Source organism: Ferdinandcohnia sp. QZ13, assembly GCF_031324165.1.
In the GTDB taxonomy this organism is placed as follows: Bacteria; Bacillota; Bacilli; order Bacillales; family Bacillaceae_L; genus Ferdinandcohnia.
In genome coordinates, this window is record NZ_JAVIVW010000001.1 from 582,018 (window position 1) to 597,890 (window position 15,873).

At 36.5% G+C, this 15,873-nt stretch carries 18 protein-coding genes; all 18 read right to left on the bottom strand.

Features of this window, described 5'->3' with window-relative positions:
• Window positions 1-38: 38 nt before the first annotated feature.
• The gene (locus tag RGU12_RS02785; protein ID WP_309534706.1) at window positions 39-551 is read right to left on the bottom strand and encodes a hypothetical protein; all 513 of its coding nucleotides are present in this window, start codon (window positions 549-551) and stop codon (window positions 39-41) included.
• 10 nt (window positions 552-561) lie between these two features.
• Complete coding sequence (locus RGU12_RS02790; RefSeq protein ID WP_309534707.1) at window positions 562-867, bottom strand: hypothetical protein; 306 nt, start codon at window positions 865-867, stop codon at window positions 562-564.
• Window positions 868-889: 22 nt separating this feature from the next.
• Window positions 890-2,251 (bottom strand): flagellar assembly protein A, encoded by a 1,362-nt coding sequence (locus tag RGU12_RS02795; RefSeq protein ID WP_309534708.1) that lies wholly within the window; start codon window positions 2,249-2,251, stop codon window positions 890-892.
• A 29-nt stretch (window positions 2,252-2,280) separates the two neighbouring features.
• The gene (locus tag RGU12_RS02800; RefSeq protein ID WP_309534709.1) at window positions 2,281-3,048 is read right to left on the bottom strand and encodes a FliA/WhiG family RNA polymerase sigma factor; all 768 of its coding nucleotides are present in this window, start codon (window positions 3,046-3,048) and stop codon (window positions 2,281-2,283) included.
• A gap of 46 nt (window positions 3,049-3,094) precedes the next feature.
• Complete coding sequence (locus RGU12_RS02805; protein ID WP_309534710.1) at window positions 3,095-3,592, bottom strand: chemotaxis protein CheD; 498 nt, start codon at window positions 3,590-3,592, stop codon at window positions 3,095-3,097.
• On the bottom strand, window positions 3,585-4,226 hold the full coding sequence (locus RGU12_RS02810) for a chemotaxis protein CheC (RefSeq protein ID WP_309534711.1): 642 nt from the start codon (window positions 4,224-4,226) through the stop codon (window positions 3,585-3,587). Before RGU12_RS02810 ends, RGU12_RS02805 begins: the two co-directional genes overlap by 8 nt.
• A 5-nt stretch (window positions 4,227-4,231) precedes the next feature.
• A complete protein-coding gene (locus RGU12_RS02815) occupies window positions 4,232-4,693 on the bottom strand; it encodes a chemotaxis protein CheW (RefSeq protein WP_309534712.1) in 462 nt (153 codons plus the stop codon).
• A gap of 29 nt (window positions 4,694-4,722) precedes the next feature.
• Entirely contained in the window at window positions 4,723-6,765 is a 2,043-nt protein-coding gene (locus RGU12_RS02820; protein ID WP_309534713.1) for a chemotaxis protein CheW, read from the bottom strand.
• 18 nt (window positions 6,766-6,783) lie between these two features.
• Window positions 6,784-7,848, bottom strand: coding sequence for a protein-glutamate methylesterase/protein-glutamine glutaminase (locus RGU12_RS02825; protein ID WP_309534714.1), 1,065 nt, complete (start codon window positions 7,846-7,848; stop codon window positions 6,784-6,786).
• Between the two features lie 10 nt (window positions 7,849-7,858).
• On the bottom strand, window positions 7,859-8,734 hold the full coding sequence (locus RGU12_RS02830) for a MinD/ParA family protein (RefSeq protein ID WP_309534715.1): 876 nt from the start codon (window positions 8,732-8,734) through the stop codon (window positions 7,859-7,861).
• Window positions 8,731-9,903 (bottom strand): flagellar biosynthesis GTPase FlhF, encoded by a 1,173-nt coding sequence (flhF, locus tag RGU12_RS02835; RefSeq protein WP_309534716.1) that lies wholly within the window; start codon window positions 9,901-9,903, stop codon window positions 8,731-8,733. Before flhF ends, RGU12_RS02830 begins: the two co-directional genes overlap by 4 nt.
• Complete coding sequence (gene flhA, locus RGU12_RS02840) at window positions 9,900-11,936, bottom strand: flagellar biosynthesis protein FlhA (protein ID WP_309534717.1); 2,037 nt, start codon at window positions 11,934-11,936, stop codon at window positions 9,900-9,902. The genes flhF and flhA overlap by 4 nt, the downstream gene beginning before the upstream one ends.
• Window positions 11,937-12,003: 67 nt before the next feature.
• Window positions 12,004-13,086, bottom strand: coding sequence for a flagellar biosynthesis protein FlhB (gene flhB, locus RGU12_RS02845; RefSeq protein WP_309534718.1), 1,083 nt, complete (start codon window positions 13,084-13,086; stop codon window positions 12,004-12,006).
• On the bottom strand, window positions 13,087-13,863 hold the full coding sequence (fliR, locus tag RGU12_RS02850; protein ID WP_309534719.1) for a flagellar biosynthetic protein FliR: 777 nt from the start codon (window positions 13,861-13,863) through the stop codon (window positions 13,087-13,089). It abuts the gene before it with no gap.
• A 4-nt stretch (window positions 13,864-13,867) separates the two neighbouring features.
• Window positions 13,868-14,137: a flagellar biosynthesis protein FliQ gene (fliQ, locus tag RGU12_RS02855; protein WP_116350572.1), complete on the bottom strand. Its 270-nt coding sequence runs from the start codon at window positions 14,135-14,137 to the stop codon at window positions 13,868-13,870.
• Window positions 14,138-14,153: 16 nt separating this feature from the next.
• Entirely contained in the window at window positions 14,154-14,819 is a 666-nt protein-coding gene (fliP, locus tag RGU12_RS02860; protein WP_309534720.1) for a flagellar type III secretion system pore protein FliP, read from the bottom strand.
• A complete protein-coding gene (gene fliO, locus RGU12_RS02865) occupies window positions 14,816-15,472 on the bottom strand; it encodes a flagellar biosynthetic protein FliO (RefSeq protein WP_309534721.1) in 657 nt (218 codons plus the stop codon). The genes fliP and fliO overlap by 4 nt, the downstream gene beginning before the upstream one ends.
• 23 nt (window positions 15,473-15,495) lie before the next feature.
• Window positions 15,496-15,858, bottom strand: a complete 363-nt coding sequence (cheY, locus tag RGU12_RS02870) for a chemotaxis protein CheY (protein WP_116350575.1) — start codon at window positions 15,856-15,858, stop codon at window positions 15,496-15,498.
• Window positions 15,859-15,873 lie beyond the last annotated feature (15 nt).

Sequence of the window (15,873 nt, forward strand, 5' to 3'; positions counted from 1 at the left end):
TTAATATAACACAATCAAAATCCGCGGGTCAAGAAAAATTAGTGGTTTTGACGAAATTTGTGTAAAAGTTCAATCTCAGTCTTCCCTTTATTAAGTTTTTTTGCAATCTCTTCATAAGAAAGACCTAGGTTAATAAGATGTTCGATGTCTCTAACAATGTTGTCTTTATTATTATCATCTTTTTCTTGTGTTTCTTGTTTTTTTTCATTTTCTAAAATAGTAACCTGTCCCACGTCCTCCTTATTTGAAAATGAAGGTAGAAGGTCATGAAGGTCATCCGTGGTCAATTCCGGCTCTCTAATATGGATTGATTTCTTATCGTTTTCTTCTGCTTGTTCATGTTTCATATCTTTGATTCTATTTAAAAAAACTTCATTTTCTTCTTTGATTTCCATCACATATGATGTGATCACACTTTCAAATTCCTTGAGTAAGCGTTCCTGTTTCATTTCAACATCTTTTAGTTGCGTTATCTTAAGATATAAAAGAATGATTAAAAAAAAGGCAACTGCAAGTAACGCAAAGCTAAGAATAAATAATATGGTTGTCATTCAGTTCCCTCTATCCTACAATATCAATAAAATTTCCCTTGTATGGATGTTGCTCTTTCTCTTCTTGCTCAGCATGTTTTGTTTTATCTGAAGGCTGTTTTGAAAAAGCGTTTGATGATGCATCCTTATGTATGTGTGCGTTTTCAGATTTGTTGTTTTCGTTGACTTTTGTTCGGTTTCTTTTCTCCATTTTCTCATTTTCTGCAGTGATGTGGTCTTGCATATGCTGTCCACGGTTTATTACTTGTTCCTGGATCTTTCCTGCATCTTGAGTTCTTGGAATCGCAACTTGTAATTCAACTAATTTTAGACTCAATGATGATCACTTCTTCCAATTTTTATTTTTCAGAATAGATGTCTATTGAAATCTCTTTATTAACTAGTTGCGCTTTTACATGGTGAAAGAGTTGGTTTATGATTCTTTTATATTTACCAAATTGGATATAGACATTCGGATACAGATTACCGGTAGCTATTATATATGTAGATTCTTCCTTCTGTTTTGAAGAAAGTTCTGCAAATTCTAATTCAAGTAACGCTAGTTTTTTTGTTAGCTCCGTTTGTGTGAGTTTGTCTCTCTTGAGAAGTAAAACTTCATCCTCTGTTAGATTGGATGTCCTTTTGTATTTTTCCGATAATTTCTGCAGTATTAGTAAAACTTTTTGAAGTTGGGCTTTTGTTGCGTCGATTTCTGTACGAATCCTTTTATCTTCTTCACTATAACGATTAGTTGCTCCAATTTGTATCTCAGTTTTTGTATGTAAAGCGTTTCCGATGTCCTTCGCTGCTACATGATTCCCTGCTGATATTAGACCACCAATGATACTCCCAGTTATGGCATGAACATTTTCTTTCGCAAAACAGACACTATGTAAAATTGAACCTGTTGTTTCGATATTATTCCCTGCATATACCTGACATTGATTCAAATAGGCTGCAATAATATCCCCCTGGGCACGAATGGATGCTTTGGCAAATCCAACTATCCCGCCAGATATAAAAATGGACCCTCCAGCCTCTATTTGTGCGCCTTCAACAATTCCATATATAGAGATGTCACCACCAGCTTTTACGACATAATCGCTAGGTACATCCCCTCTAATGGTCACATTCCCAACGAAGTCAATATTTCCGGTTTTTAGATTTAAATCTCCATCTACTTCAAAAACAGGTAGAACGTTGACCTTTTTATCAGATAGGCTAATTTGTCCGTCTATTGAGGCATAAAGCTTTCCATTTGTCTCCACAATGTTTTTACCAACCATGGGTGGATTTGGTTTTCCATTTGCGGTTGCAATGGAATGTCCTAATACATTTCTTCCTGGAATCCCGGGCTTACTTGGAAAAATGGTTGCAACTAACTGTCCCGCTCTAACGGACGGTATTTGCCTTACATTTCGAAAATTTAATACCTCGTTAGTTTGAATATCGTGTTTGTTTTCGACAATTTCAAGCTTTAAAAAACCATCTTCACCTTTTTTAGGAGCCTCGCCCTCTGCAATTAATAGGGGGAAAAACATGTCATTCATATTCGAAATCATATTCGAAATGACATCTCGTTTTATTCCAAACGAAATCCCATGTTTAGACAGTAAAGAATAGACGTCAGACTCTTCAATTTGAAGAGGTGTAGAATCTCTAATGACATTTACATGTACAGTTAATTTATCCTTGGATACTAATAATTCTAATTCTGACACAATCCTCCCGCCTTTTTGATGATCTATTTTTAATGGATGTGTTTTTGTAAGATATCCCTTAGTTTAAAGAGGGCCTTTGAGTGAATTTGTGATATTCTTGATGTCGATAACCCCATAACTTGTCCAATTTCAGTTAATGTAAGCTCTTCTTTATAAAATAAACTTATAATCAACTGCTCTTTTTCATTTAACTGTTGGATAACATTCATTAATTGGCCTAGTATTTCTTTTTTAACAACATGCTCTTCTGGTGTTAAGGTCCCATAATCCTTTATCGTAAAGGCTGATTTTTCACTACCCTCATCATCATGTTGATGATCGTCCATGGAAAGTACATTTGCAAAGAAGCCTTCATTCATTGTGTGATAAACATCTTCTTCACTCATCTCGACCTCAGCAGCGATTTCTGGAATTGTTACATTCCGCATCAGCTTTTGTTCTAGCTTTTCGATAGCAGCCTCGACCTTTTTTGCTTTTTCTCTTGAACTCCTAGGTAACCAATCTTCCTTTCTGAGCCCATCTAATATGGCTCCTCGAATTCGAAAGGAAGCATATGTATCAAATTTTAAGTCACGAGAAGGATCGAATTTTTCCAGAGCATCATATAACCCAATCATCCCAAGACTTTTTAAATCATCTTTATTCACACTTTTCGGTAGTGTGACTGAAATTCGCTGTACATGGTATGAGACGAGCGGCATGTATTTTCTAACAAGCGCATCCCCTGCATTTGGGTCTCGTGAGTCGGTCCATTTCTGCCAATATTCCCCTTGATCAGTTGATGATAAACTGGACATTCTACTCCTCCTTTTCGTTCATTTTAGAAACTTTATTTTAACCTACTTAAATTTCCTTAATCCCTTTGTTGACTGTGCGGATTTTTAAAATGGTAGTTACTGGATCAAATTCAATCGTTCGACCATTGCTCCCACCAACATCTGATGCAACAAGAGTAATATTTAAGCGCTTTAGCTCTGCCTCCACTGCTTCAATGTTGCGCGGACCAATTCTCATAATATCACTGCCCGTTTGAAATTGAAACATTTGGGCTCCACCAGCAATTTTGGCTTTTAGGCTCTTTTCTCGACCGCCGATTCCAGTAATTTTATAAATTAGCTCCTCAATTGCAGTATCTGCATATTTGGCAATGTTGATGTTTCCAGCTTTTGTCGATGCCGAACTTGGTAACATGATATGGGCTAGTCCTGCTACCTTTTTTGCTTGATCATAAATGACAATACCCACACAGGAACCTAATCCAGAGGTGCGGATTAAGTCAGGTGCAGTAATAACATTCATGTCAGCTATCCCTACTTTAATGACTTGAGAAGAGTCAATCATGAATTTGAACTCCCAAGGCAGTAAAGATTTTTTCGAATGAATCAGGATCTGGCAACAGCAAAAAATGCCCATTTATATTGTTGTTATCCGGATTTTCATTTTCTTTAATTTCTGTTTCAATGACAATCGCAAAATCACTTACCTGAGAAAGTTCCAATAAGCCATAGCCAATAATGGCACCTACCATATCTATCGAAAAACCTGGAACGGACGGATACAAATTCAACCCGGTAAAATCTGATAAAGATGTAAGATACGAGCCTGACAGAATATTTCCAACCTCTTGAAACGCTGATATCCCCATTTCATTTTGGGAGTCACTTGCAAAAGAGAAGTTTTTATCACCGATTACATCCTGAATTAGAGTAGTTGCTTGTGGAAGCTGTAAAATAAAAAACATATTTCCGGTTAAATCCCCTTCGATACGCAGGAAAATACCCGCAACAATATTTTCAGCCCCACCTGCAAACTCCATCATTTCATCAAACGAAACGATCCTGACATTAGGCACTTGCATATCAATTTTTCGATGTAATAGCTTCGACAAAGCAGTAGCAGAGTGTCCTGCCCCAATATTACCAATCTCTTTTAAAATATCTAAATGTGTGGAATTAATACGTTGGAAAAATGACATATCGATTACCCTTCCATCTTTTCCCTTACGATATCTGGATTAAGCACCTTGTCTAGATTTAATAAAATAAGCAGCCTTTTCTCTAGTTTTGCTACTCCTTCTAAGTATTCCACCTCAACACTACCTACAATCTCTGGCGGGGGCTCAATAGTGTCAACTGGAATATCCATTACGTCATTTGCCGTATCAACAATTAATCCAACTTCAACTTCATCCGTCGCAACAATTATAATCCTTGTACTGTCCGTATACTCGGTTTCTGCCATTCCAAAGCGTGTTCTTAAATCAATTATGGGAGTTACAACCCCTCTTAAATTAATTACCCCCTTTACAAAAGGTGCTGTTCTAGGAACACGGGTAATGTGCTGCACCTTTTCAATAGAACGCACCTGGGAAACCGGGATTCCGTATTCCTCATCATGGAGTGAAAATACAATTACTTTTAACACAGCTGCTTGTTCAGTCATGTTTCCTCCTCCTATAACCTACAAAAAATTTATTTAATTAATGCATTACAATCGACTATTAGAGCTACTTGGCCATCACCTAGGATGGTTCCTCCAGAAATCGCAAACACACTTGATAAGTAATTTCCTAGCGACTTCAATACAATCTCTTGTTGGCCAATGAACGAATCAACAATGAGTCCTGCTGATTTATCAGCTTTTTTAACAATGACAACAGAAAGGTACTCATCCTCATCTGTAGTAGCAGGTACTTCAAAGATATCCTTCAAGTTCACTAACGGCACAACCTTGCCTCTAAAATCTATTACTTTTTGATTATGGGCATGAAGAATCTCACTTCTTTTGATAATTGCCGTTTCGATAATAGAAGAAAGTGGTATTGCATATTTTTCATTTTGAACTTCAACGAGCATGACAGATATGATAGATAATGTTAATGGTAACTGAATTGAAAAAACAGATCCTTTTCCCATCGCAGATCGAATCGTAATTGAGCCGCCAAGCGATTCGATTGTATTCTTTACAACATCTAGCCCAACCCCACGACCAGACACATCCGATATTTTTTCAGCAGTTGAAAAACCGGAAGAGAAAATAAAATCAAATACTTGGCTATCGGTTAAGGTCTCTGCTGATTTCGCTGTAATAAGCCCTTTGTTTATCGCTTTTTGAAGGATTTTATCGCGACTAATACCAGCACCATCATCCTCAATTTCAATAAAGACATGATTTCCACTGTGATAGGCACGTAAAATAACAGTGCCTTCTTCTTGTTTTCCTTTTTGTAGCCGGATTTCCGGTGTTTCGATCCCATGATCTAGTGCATTACGTAAAAGATGTACAAGTGGGTCACCGATTTCATCAATTACTGTCCGATCTAATTCCGTTTCCGCGCCAATAATTTGAAGGTCTATTTTTTTATGCAAATCCTTCGCTAATTGGCGTACCATACGTGGGAAACGATTAAAAACTGTTTCAACAGGAACCATTCGCATTGTAAGGATAATGTTTTGTAAATCTCCTGAAATTCTAGACATTCTTTCTACCGTTTCATTTAACTCAGAATGATTTAGGTCACGTGAGATTTGCTCTAAACGCCCTCTATCAATGACTAGTTCTTCAAATAAATTCATAAGAATATCAAGCCGTTCAATATTGACCCTTATAGTCTTATGATTACCACCATGCTTATTACTTGATTTAGCAGGATGTTGGTCTTCTTTTTCAGATTTCGGCTGTTCATCCCGATCAGCTAGAGTAGGGGCAACTTCTGCCTGAGCCTGAATTTGTTCTTGAGCAACAGCCTTCAATGAATCAAGTTGGACATCTAGCACTGTTACTCTATCAATTTCAGATACTTTCATAATACGTTTTTCAATATTTTCGGCTAATTCGGTTGATACTAGGGTTACAGTAAACTCACTTTGAAATTGCTCTTCCTCCAACTGATCTACTGAAGGAATGGATTTAATAATTTCACCGACCTGTTCAAGGACCTCAAAAACCATAAATACACGAGCCGCCTTTAATAAACAATCCTCTCTAAGAACAATTGAGATTTCATAACAATTAAATCCTTGTTCTTTTGATTGTTGGATGACTGTTAATTCAAAATCATCATAGTTAGACTTTACCGCCGCATCTTCGGTTTTTGGATTTACAGTGACAGGAGTTTCATTATCCTTAACTTCTTCTCCACTTTCGATTTTCTTCAATAAAAACACAACATCTGAAACATCCTTTTTTCCGTCGCCTCCGTCAGCAATCGAAAAAATCATTTCTTCCAGATAATCTACTGCTTTGAAAACAATATCTAACAGTGAAGGTGTTACGGTAATTTTCATATTTCGAATGCCATCCAGCACATTTTCCATTTGGTGAGTAAGGCTAGCTAAATCATCATATCCCATTGTCGCTGACATTCCCTTTAATGTATGGGCCGAGCGGAAAATTTCATTGACAATTGAAATATTTTCAGGTTCTTTTTCCAATTCTAATAAATGCTCATTGCAAGCCTGAAGATGCTCTTTACTTTCTTCAATAAAGACTTCTAAATATTGATCCATTTCCATCAAACAACACCCCTTTACTTATGTAAGGCTAATTATGGTATCCGTTATATCCTCTAATTTTTCAACTTTATCGACTAAATGTGTCTCGATTGCCGACTTCGGCATTCCAAAAACAATTGAAGTTTCTTGCGATTCTGCAATGGCAACAGCTTGTCCAGTTTCTTTTAATTTCTTCAGACCATAGGACCCATCTGTTCCCATTCCAGTCATAATAACGGATATCTTTTGAATACCTTTGATTTCACTTATTGATTCAAATAGAACATCAACAGATGGTCTATGTCCATTTCTAATTTCGCTCTCATCAATATTCACAGCTAGTGAAGTACCAATCTTTTTTATTTTCATGTGATGACCACCAGGTGCGATATAAGCTATTCCAGGCTTCAGAACCTCTCCATTCTCAGCTTCTTTAACGGTAATTTCACATAAACTATTAAGTCTAGTAGCTAAGGATTTCGTAAAACCCGCCGGCATATGTTGAACAATAACAATTGGTGCAGGATAATTTTTGGGAAATCTAGGGAGAACCTGCTGTAAGGCTCTTGGTCCCCCAGTAGAAGTACCGATACAAACGATTTTTTTAATACTTCTATTTGAGTCTAGTTCTATTTTACTATATTCTACGTTTCTACTTGTATTATTTTCTTGTATTTTCAATGGCTTTTTTAACAAAGCCATATTTACTCTTCCTGCTTGTAGTACTTTTGTCACAATTTCGTTCTTAATAATATGAAGATCAATGGATATTGGACCTGATGGTTTTTGAATAAAATCGACAGCGCCATTTTGAATCGCTAGTAATGTGTTCTCTGCTCCTTCTTTTGTTGTGCTTGAGAGCATCACAACTGGTCGTGGACTTTCATTCATAATCCGCTGTAAGGCTTCAATTCCATTCATTTCAGGCATCTCAATATCTAAAGTTACAACATCTGGATTGAGTTTTTTAATTTTATCCAATGCATCCAATCCGTTTCTTGCAGTCCCAACAACATGAATCCTTGAATCTTCCTGAAGAAAATGGGTAATGAGTTTCCTCATGAATGCCGAATCGTCTACAATAAGAACATTAATTTTTTCCATTTTAAAGCTCCTATCTACCACGTACGAAAAAACGCTGTAACTTTGATATGAAGGAAGTATCTTGATTCTTTTCTTTACTTTGTTCATTATTTTCATCAAGATATTTTTTGCAAATATCAAGCAAGTTTTTGCTTATTAAAGCTTTTGGTGCATATAGCAAAAATGGTTCTTGGCGACTCACAGCTTTTTGAACTGCTTTATCATCAAGTAAAACTCCTAATAGGTTGACTTCCTTTACTAAAAACTGCAACACTACTTGCTTTAGTCTTTTAAGGGTTTGCATCCCCTCTGACTCATTTTCAGCACGATTAACAATAAGGTACAAAGGAATAAATTGGTCAAACAAACAGATATATTTCATTGCTGAATAAGCATCTGTAATTGCGGTTGGTTCTGAAGTTGTTATCACAAAAATTTCATCCATTGCCAAAAGGAATTTTACATTTTCCTCTGTCATTCCTGCACCCATATCAAAAATAACGTAGTCATAATCATTGAGTATGAATTGCAATTGCTCAATTAAATATTCTGATTTGTCTTCATCAAGCTTAAACATATTCGGCAACCCATTCCCACCTGCAATATAATCAATGCCTTCCGGTCCCTTGATGAGCAATTCTTTCATGGTAAGATTCTTTTCAAATAAATCAACAATTGAATGATGGGCGGTAATCCCCATCAAAATGTCAATATTACCCATTCCGATATCCATGTCAAAAAGCAACACCTTCTTACCAAATCTAGAAAGGGCAATAGAAAAGTTCAGGGAGAGGTTAGATTTTCCAACGCCACCTTTTCCACTGATTACAGCTATTGTCTTCGGTTGTTCTTGTTCATTATTCATAGATGCTAGTTTTTTACGAAGAGCTGTAGCCTGGTCTATCATGATTCATCGACTCCAAGGATAGTATTAGCGATTAAAGAAGGAGATGCAATGTCAATGTCATCGGGTACATTTTGTCCATTCGTTAAATAGGCAACACCAATGCCAGAATTAACTATTAAATTCACCATTGCTCCATAGTTTGCCGTTTCATCCACTTTTGTAAAAATAAATTTAGATATCTTTATTTTGGAAAATTGTTCATAAATCACGTTCATATCCGTTATTTTCGATGTTAAAGAGAGAACTAAAAACGTCTCCATATCATTTGAAAAATGAATTAATTGATTTAAATCATCAATATATTTTTCGTTACGGAAGTTTCTACCTGCTGTATCAATGAAAACAACATCATACTCTTTATAGGCTTCCTTTGCTTTTTTAAAATCCTCAAAAGAATAACAAACTTCAACAGGTGCCCCTAAAATTTTTGCATATGTTTTCAATTGTTCAATGGCTGCAATCCGAAACGTATCGGTTGTAATAAATGCAATTTTCTTTTTATCTTTTAACATACAGTCGGCTGCAATTTTAGCAATGGTTGTCGTTTTTCCAACCCCAGTAGGGCCGACTACATTAATATATTTTTTTTGATAGGTTAAACCACCGTAATCAACGTTCGATATTTTTGAAATGATATATTTTTTTGTCCAATTTTGAACTTCGCCGAATGAAGCATTCTCAGACGCCAGATACCATTTTTCAAGAAGACTAGACATGATTTCTTTTCGAATCGATGGATCAATTTCTTGATGAATTAACAATTGATTCATTTTCTGAAGATGTCCAGTATATGGGCTAATATCAGAGGTTAAGTCCTTCATAGCTGCTTTTAATTCTTGAATTTCTTTTAGAAGATCTGGAGCAGGGCTATGAGTTTCCTTTGCGTCGTATTTAGTAAATGGTTCACGAACAATAGGTTGTTGTGATTCAATTCGTTTGCTGTTAACCGGTACTTTTCGTTCCTTTTCTTTAGGTTGCACCATTTGTTTTCTAGGTGCCTCAGGGTCTACAGCTGCAATTACTTCAAAATTCTTTTTCCGAAAAAGGCCGAAAAAACCTTGTGTTTGAACAGTCTTTGAGTTTAAAATGACCGCTTCACTACCTAATTCTGCACGAATCATTTTCATCGCTTCCGGCATAGAAGGCGCAATATATTTTTTTACCTTCAATCTATATTCACCACCCCAACACTTTGAACTTCCACATTAGCTTCTAGCTCATTATAGGAAAGGACAGGAACCTGTGGAAAATATCGTTCTATTAATTGCCTTACATACATTCTAACTGCAGGAGAACATAATAAAATTGGTGTCTGCTCTTGAATACTAACAGTTTCAATTTGCTTAGCAATCGATTCAATGATTGATTGTGAAACACTTGGGTCAATGGATAAATAATTTCCATGCTCTGTTTGTTGAACACCATCTGCGACGAATTTTTCAACTCTTCCGGATAGAGTTACAACCTTCATTGTCTCTCCTTGTACGATGTATTGGTTTGTAATCTGTCTAGCAAGAGATTGTCTTACATATTCAGTTAATAAATCCGTATCGGTTGTCATCCGGCCAAAATCAGCTAACGTTTCAAAAATAATCGGCAGGTTTCGAATTGAAACATTTTCTTTTAATAATTTTGCCAGTACCTTCTGTACATCTCCAACAGATAGTGGATTTGGTGTTACTTCATCCACTAATATTGGGTATGATTCCTTTAAATGATCAATTAACTGCTTCGTTTCTTGTCTACCGAGTAATTCATGAGCATTTCTTCTGATGACCTCCGTAATATGTGTAGATACAACTGATGGTGGGTCAACTACTGTAAACCCGAGCATTTCAGCTTGGTCCTTCATATCCTCGGAAATCCATTTAGCCGGAAGACCAAATGATGGCTCAATCGTATCAATCCCTTCAATCGAATCATCTTCATAGCCCGGGCTCATCGCCAAGTAATGGTCAAGCAATAGTTCCCCTCTTGCCATTTCACTTCCCTTTATTTTCAAGCGGTACTCATTGGGTTGCAATTGTATATTATCCCTAATTCTAACGACCGGTATTACTAAACCTAACTCGATTGCCAATTGTCTACGGATCATAACAATTCGATCTAAAATATCCCCACCTTGGTTTGTGTCGGCTAAAGGAATTAAGCCATAACCAAACTCAAACTCAATTGGATCTACATTTAACAAATTCACAACACTTTCAGGACTTTTTAAGTCCTCAACCTGTACTTCTTCTTCCGTATCTGGCTCTAGCTGAATCTCTTGATCCTTATTTTTAGAAATCATAAAGCCACCAATCGCTAAAAAGCTTGATATGGATATGGTTAATAAATCATGAATCGGTGTAAACAATCCTAATAGGAAGATGGTACCGGCTGTTACATACAGCATTTTAGGATAAGCAAATAATTGCTTTGTAATATCTGTTCCTAAATTTCCTTCTGATGCAGCACGTGTAACGACAATCCCTGTTGCAGTAGAAATTAATAAGGCTGGAATCTGACTAACGAGTCCATCCCCTATTGTTAATAGTGTAAATTTAGAAAGAGATTCTTGGAAGCCTAACCCATGTTGCGTCATTCCAATGATAAAACCAAATAATAAGTTAATAAGGACAATAATGATACCAGCAATGGCATCCCCTTTTACGAACTTACTCGCTCCGTCCATCGCCCCATAAAAGTCAGCCTCTCTGCTTACCTTATCACGACGTTCTCGGGCTTGGGTTTCAGAAATCATCCCTGCATTTAAATCAGCATCAATACTCATTTGCTTACCTGGCATTGCATCTAAAGTAAAACGTGCAGCCACTTCTGAAACACGTTCTGACCCTTTTGTAATAACAATAAATTGAATAACAACGAGGATTAAGAAAACGACGAATCCAACGACAATATTTCCCCCAACAACGAAGGTACCAAAGGTATGAACAACTCCCCCAGCATCCCCAGTTGAAAGAATCGATCTTGTTGTTGAAACATTTAACCCTAATCGAAATAGGGTTAGAAGAAGTAATAATGATGGAAAGATTGAAAATTGAAGTGGTTCTTGCATATTCATTGAAGTTAAGAGGACCAAGAGTGCAAGAGAAATATTAATGATAATAAGGACACTCAACATCCAAGATGGGAATGGAATAATAAGCATCGCAACTATTAAGATTACACTTAGTAAAACGGATAAATCTCTTGCTTTCATTGTTTTTCTCTCCTTTAAGTCAAAAAGCACAAGTGATGATGAGAAGGTTTAACAACTTTCAAAGGGTTTAAACCTTCTCTTTTAAGCGGTACACATAGGCAAGAATTTCAGCTACCGCTTTAAAATAATCTTCAGGAATCGCATCCCCGATATCTGTCCCTGCGTAAAGAGCCCTTGCAAGTGGTCTGTTTTCAATGGTTGTAATTTCATGTTCTTTAGCAATTTCCTTAATTCGCTGAGCTACAAAATCAACACCCTTAGCAACCACGAACGGTGCATCCATTTTTGCCTCGTCATATTTCAGAGCGACAGCATAATGTGTTGGGTTTGTAATGATAACATCAGCCTTTGGCACTTCCTGCATCATACGGCTCATTGCCATTTCACGCTGTTTTTGCTTTATTTTGGATTTGATTAGTGGATCCCCTTCAGTCTTCTTAAATTCGTCTTTAATATCTTGCTTTGACATCCTTATGTTTTTTTCATAATCAAAGCGTTGATAAAGATAATCTAAAAAAGACAAAAATAAAAGTGCCCCACCAGCAAACAGACCCATTTGGACGGTCAGTTTTGCCAGAACTATGAGTGCAGCCCCGACGTTTTTTTGTGATAAGGACAAGATATCCTCCAAACGAAACCAAAGAATTGAAAAAGTCACGCCACCGACAATGACAATTTTTAAGATAGATTTAATCATTTCAACAAGCGCACGAATCGAATAAATACGTTTAAATCCTTGGATTGGATCAAGCTTATTTAGCTTCATCTGAATGGCTTCTGGTGAAAATAAAAAACCAACCTGCATAAGGTTTGCTGCTATTCCAGCAATCAGCGCTACTACCATGATTGGTGCTAAAATAATCGCAGCTTCCAGAGTTAACTCGATAAAAATTTCTTGTACGCTCTGTTCAGTTGGTGTAATTGATAAATAATAACTAAATGAATGTTTTAAAAACGTCATTATCCGATTGAAAATAAATCCTCCAAAAACAAGGAGCGTAAAAAAGATGGATAGCAATAAGATGGCAGTATTTACATCCGCACTTTTTGCAACTTGTCCTTTTTTCCTTGTTTCTTGACGTTTTTTAGGAGTGGCTTTTTCTGTTTTTTCACCTGCAAAAAATTGTAGGTTTAGACGAACAAAATACATCTAGCTTCCTCCTAAAAGTTCCATTAATCCTCGCATCGTGTACAGCATATTGTCTACTAGTTTTCCGACAAGCATGAAGATCATCGACATCGCGATTAACATGACAACAAAACTAACTCCAATTTTTAATGGCAGTCCCACGACAAAAACATTTAACTGTGGAACGGTTCTTGCGACAATTCCTAAGGCAACATCCACTAAAAACAATGCGCCAACGACTGGCATGGACATTTGAAATGCAATTATAAACATGGTGCTAAAAGCCCTTAAAACAAACTCCACCACATTTTCATTTCCAAAAGGAAGTGTCGCTTGTTCCATTGGAATAAATGAATAGCTATAAAAAATTCCGTCTAATAAAAGATGGTGACCATTAATAGCTAGTAAAAAGAGAAGTGAAAAAGTATATAAGTATTGACCCATTAACGGACTTTGTGCTCCAGTTTGGGGATCGATTACATTGGCAATGGCAAACCCCATCTGAAAATCAATAAAACCTCCTGCAATTTGGATTGCAGCAAAAATCATATAGGCAACTATACCAATTAAAAGTCCGACCATGGCCTCTTTAAAAATCAGCATGATAAAATTACCATCAATTTGAAGAATCGGCTTTTCCATGGATAAGAACATAATCCAAGAAATAAAAAATGCAATGCCGACCCGATGAGTAGCAGGCAGAGTTCGATACGAAAACAACGGCATCGTCACAAAAAAGCTGGTTACTCTAACTAAAACCAGCAAAAACGCAGGAAAATAGGTATAAACCTCTGTCATTTTTTCAACCTACAAATCTCGTCAAATTACTAAAAATATCATGGGTATACGCAAGCATCTTAGAAAGCATCCAAGGTCCAAAGAATACCAAGCCAACAAGTACAGCAATGATTTTTGGAATAAAAGCCAAGGTTTGTTCCTGAATTTGTGTTGTTGCCTGGAACACACTCACAATAAGTCCGACGACAAGTGCAACCAATAATAGTGGGCCACAAATCATCAATGTCGTATATACACCTTTTTCTGCCAATGAAATGACTACTTCAGGATTCAACACGGTTCACCTACTTCTAGAAGGTCTGTAATAAGGATTTAACGATCAAATACCATCCATCCACAAGAACAAATAAGAGTATTTTGAATGGCAAGGAAATCATAACAGGCGGAAGCATCATCATCCCCATTGACATGAGGATACTGGCAACAACCATATCAATCACAAGAAATGGAATGAAAATCATAAATCCGATTTGAAATGCTGTTTTAAGTTCACTTATTGCAAAGGCTGGAACTAAAGCAGTTAAAGGAATATCCTGAATCGTCTCAGGTCTGTCTGCTCCAGAGTAACTTAAAAATAAATCCAAGTCCTTTTGTCGGGTATGTACACTCATAAATTCCTTAAACGGTACAGCAGCCCGAGTATAGGCTTCCTCTAAATTAATTTCTTCATTAAATAAAGGGGTTAATGCTTGTTCATTGACTTCACTAAATGTTGGTGCCATCACAAAAAATGTTAAAAACAAGGCTAGTCCAATTAAAACCTGATTAGGAGGCATTTGCTGTGTACCCAATGATGTCCTAACAAATGAAAGCACAACAATAATTCTTGTAAAGCTCGTCATTAAAATTAAAATACCAGGTCCAATCGAAAGAACAGTTAGAAGGAGAAGCAACCTAACTGATGTCGAAACATTTTCAGGGGCACTAGTATTAAAAAATTCCATAAATTCGTTCATTCTTTGCTAGACTCCTTATTTTCAAGTTGCTCGACAATCTTCTTTCTCCCTTGTTTTAGCTCGGTTAATTGTTTTTGCAGAATCGATGAAAACAGAGCCTGATCCTTGTCCTTTGCTGCTTTTCTTTTTTCAAGAAAACGATTAATAAAATCTTGTGGTTGAATCATGGATTCTAATGACGAATTATGCTGTTCAAGTATTTCATTTATTTCATCTGTATCTTCGATTTCCTTTAGAAGTTGAATGGAATCTCCAACTCCCACAACTAAGATCCGCTCCCCAACCTTAACAATTTGAATCGAGCGGTTCGTTCCAAGACTGGTTCCACCAAGGTTTTCAATGAACTTATGCTGGTTAAACATGCGATTTCTTTTATTTACAAATTTTAACAAAAAATAAATAAGTGCAAGAACAAATAAAGTCGTAAAAATCATTTTTAAAAAATCGCCGATTGTTAGTTCATTGGCAGGTTGCGCATTTTCAATTGGATTTGTTTCCTTTTGTTCAGCTTGATCATTGTTTTGCTCAGTTTGATTACCAATTACGTCATTAACACTTTTATCGATGTGACCTTCTTCAGCTTGTACAGGGAAAGTGACAAGCAAGACATGAAAGAAAATCAGTGCTAATGCAATTATTTTTATGTGTTTCACTTTGTTGCCACTCTCCTGGATTCTTAGCTTAATGTTTTACTGATTGCTTCAATTACTCGGTCTGCTTGAAATGGCTTTACAATAAAATCCTTTGCTCCCGCTTGGATTGCATCAATGACCATCGCCTGTTGTCCCATTGCTGAACACATTATTACCTTTGCATTTGGATTCATTTTTTTGATTTCTTTCAGTGCTGTGATCCCATCCATTTCAGGCATTGTAATGTCCATTGTTACAAGGTCTGGTTGGTGTTCTTTATATTTTTCAACCGCCTGCGCTCCATCTGCTGCCTCTGCAACAACCTCATATCCATTTTTAGTTAGGATATCCTTTATCATCATTCTCATAAATGCTGCATCATCTACAATTAGAATTTTATGTGCCATTTGAATTGCCCCCTA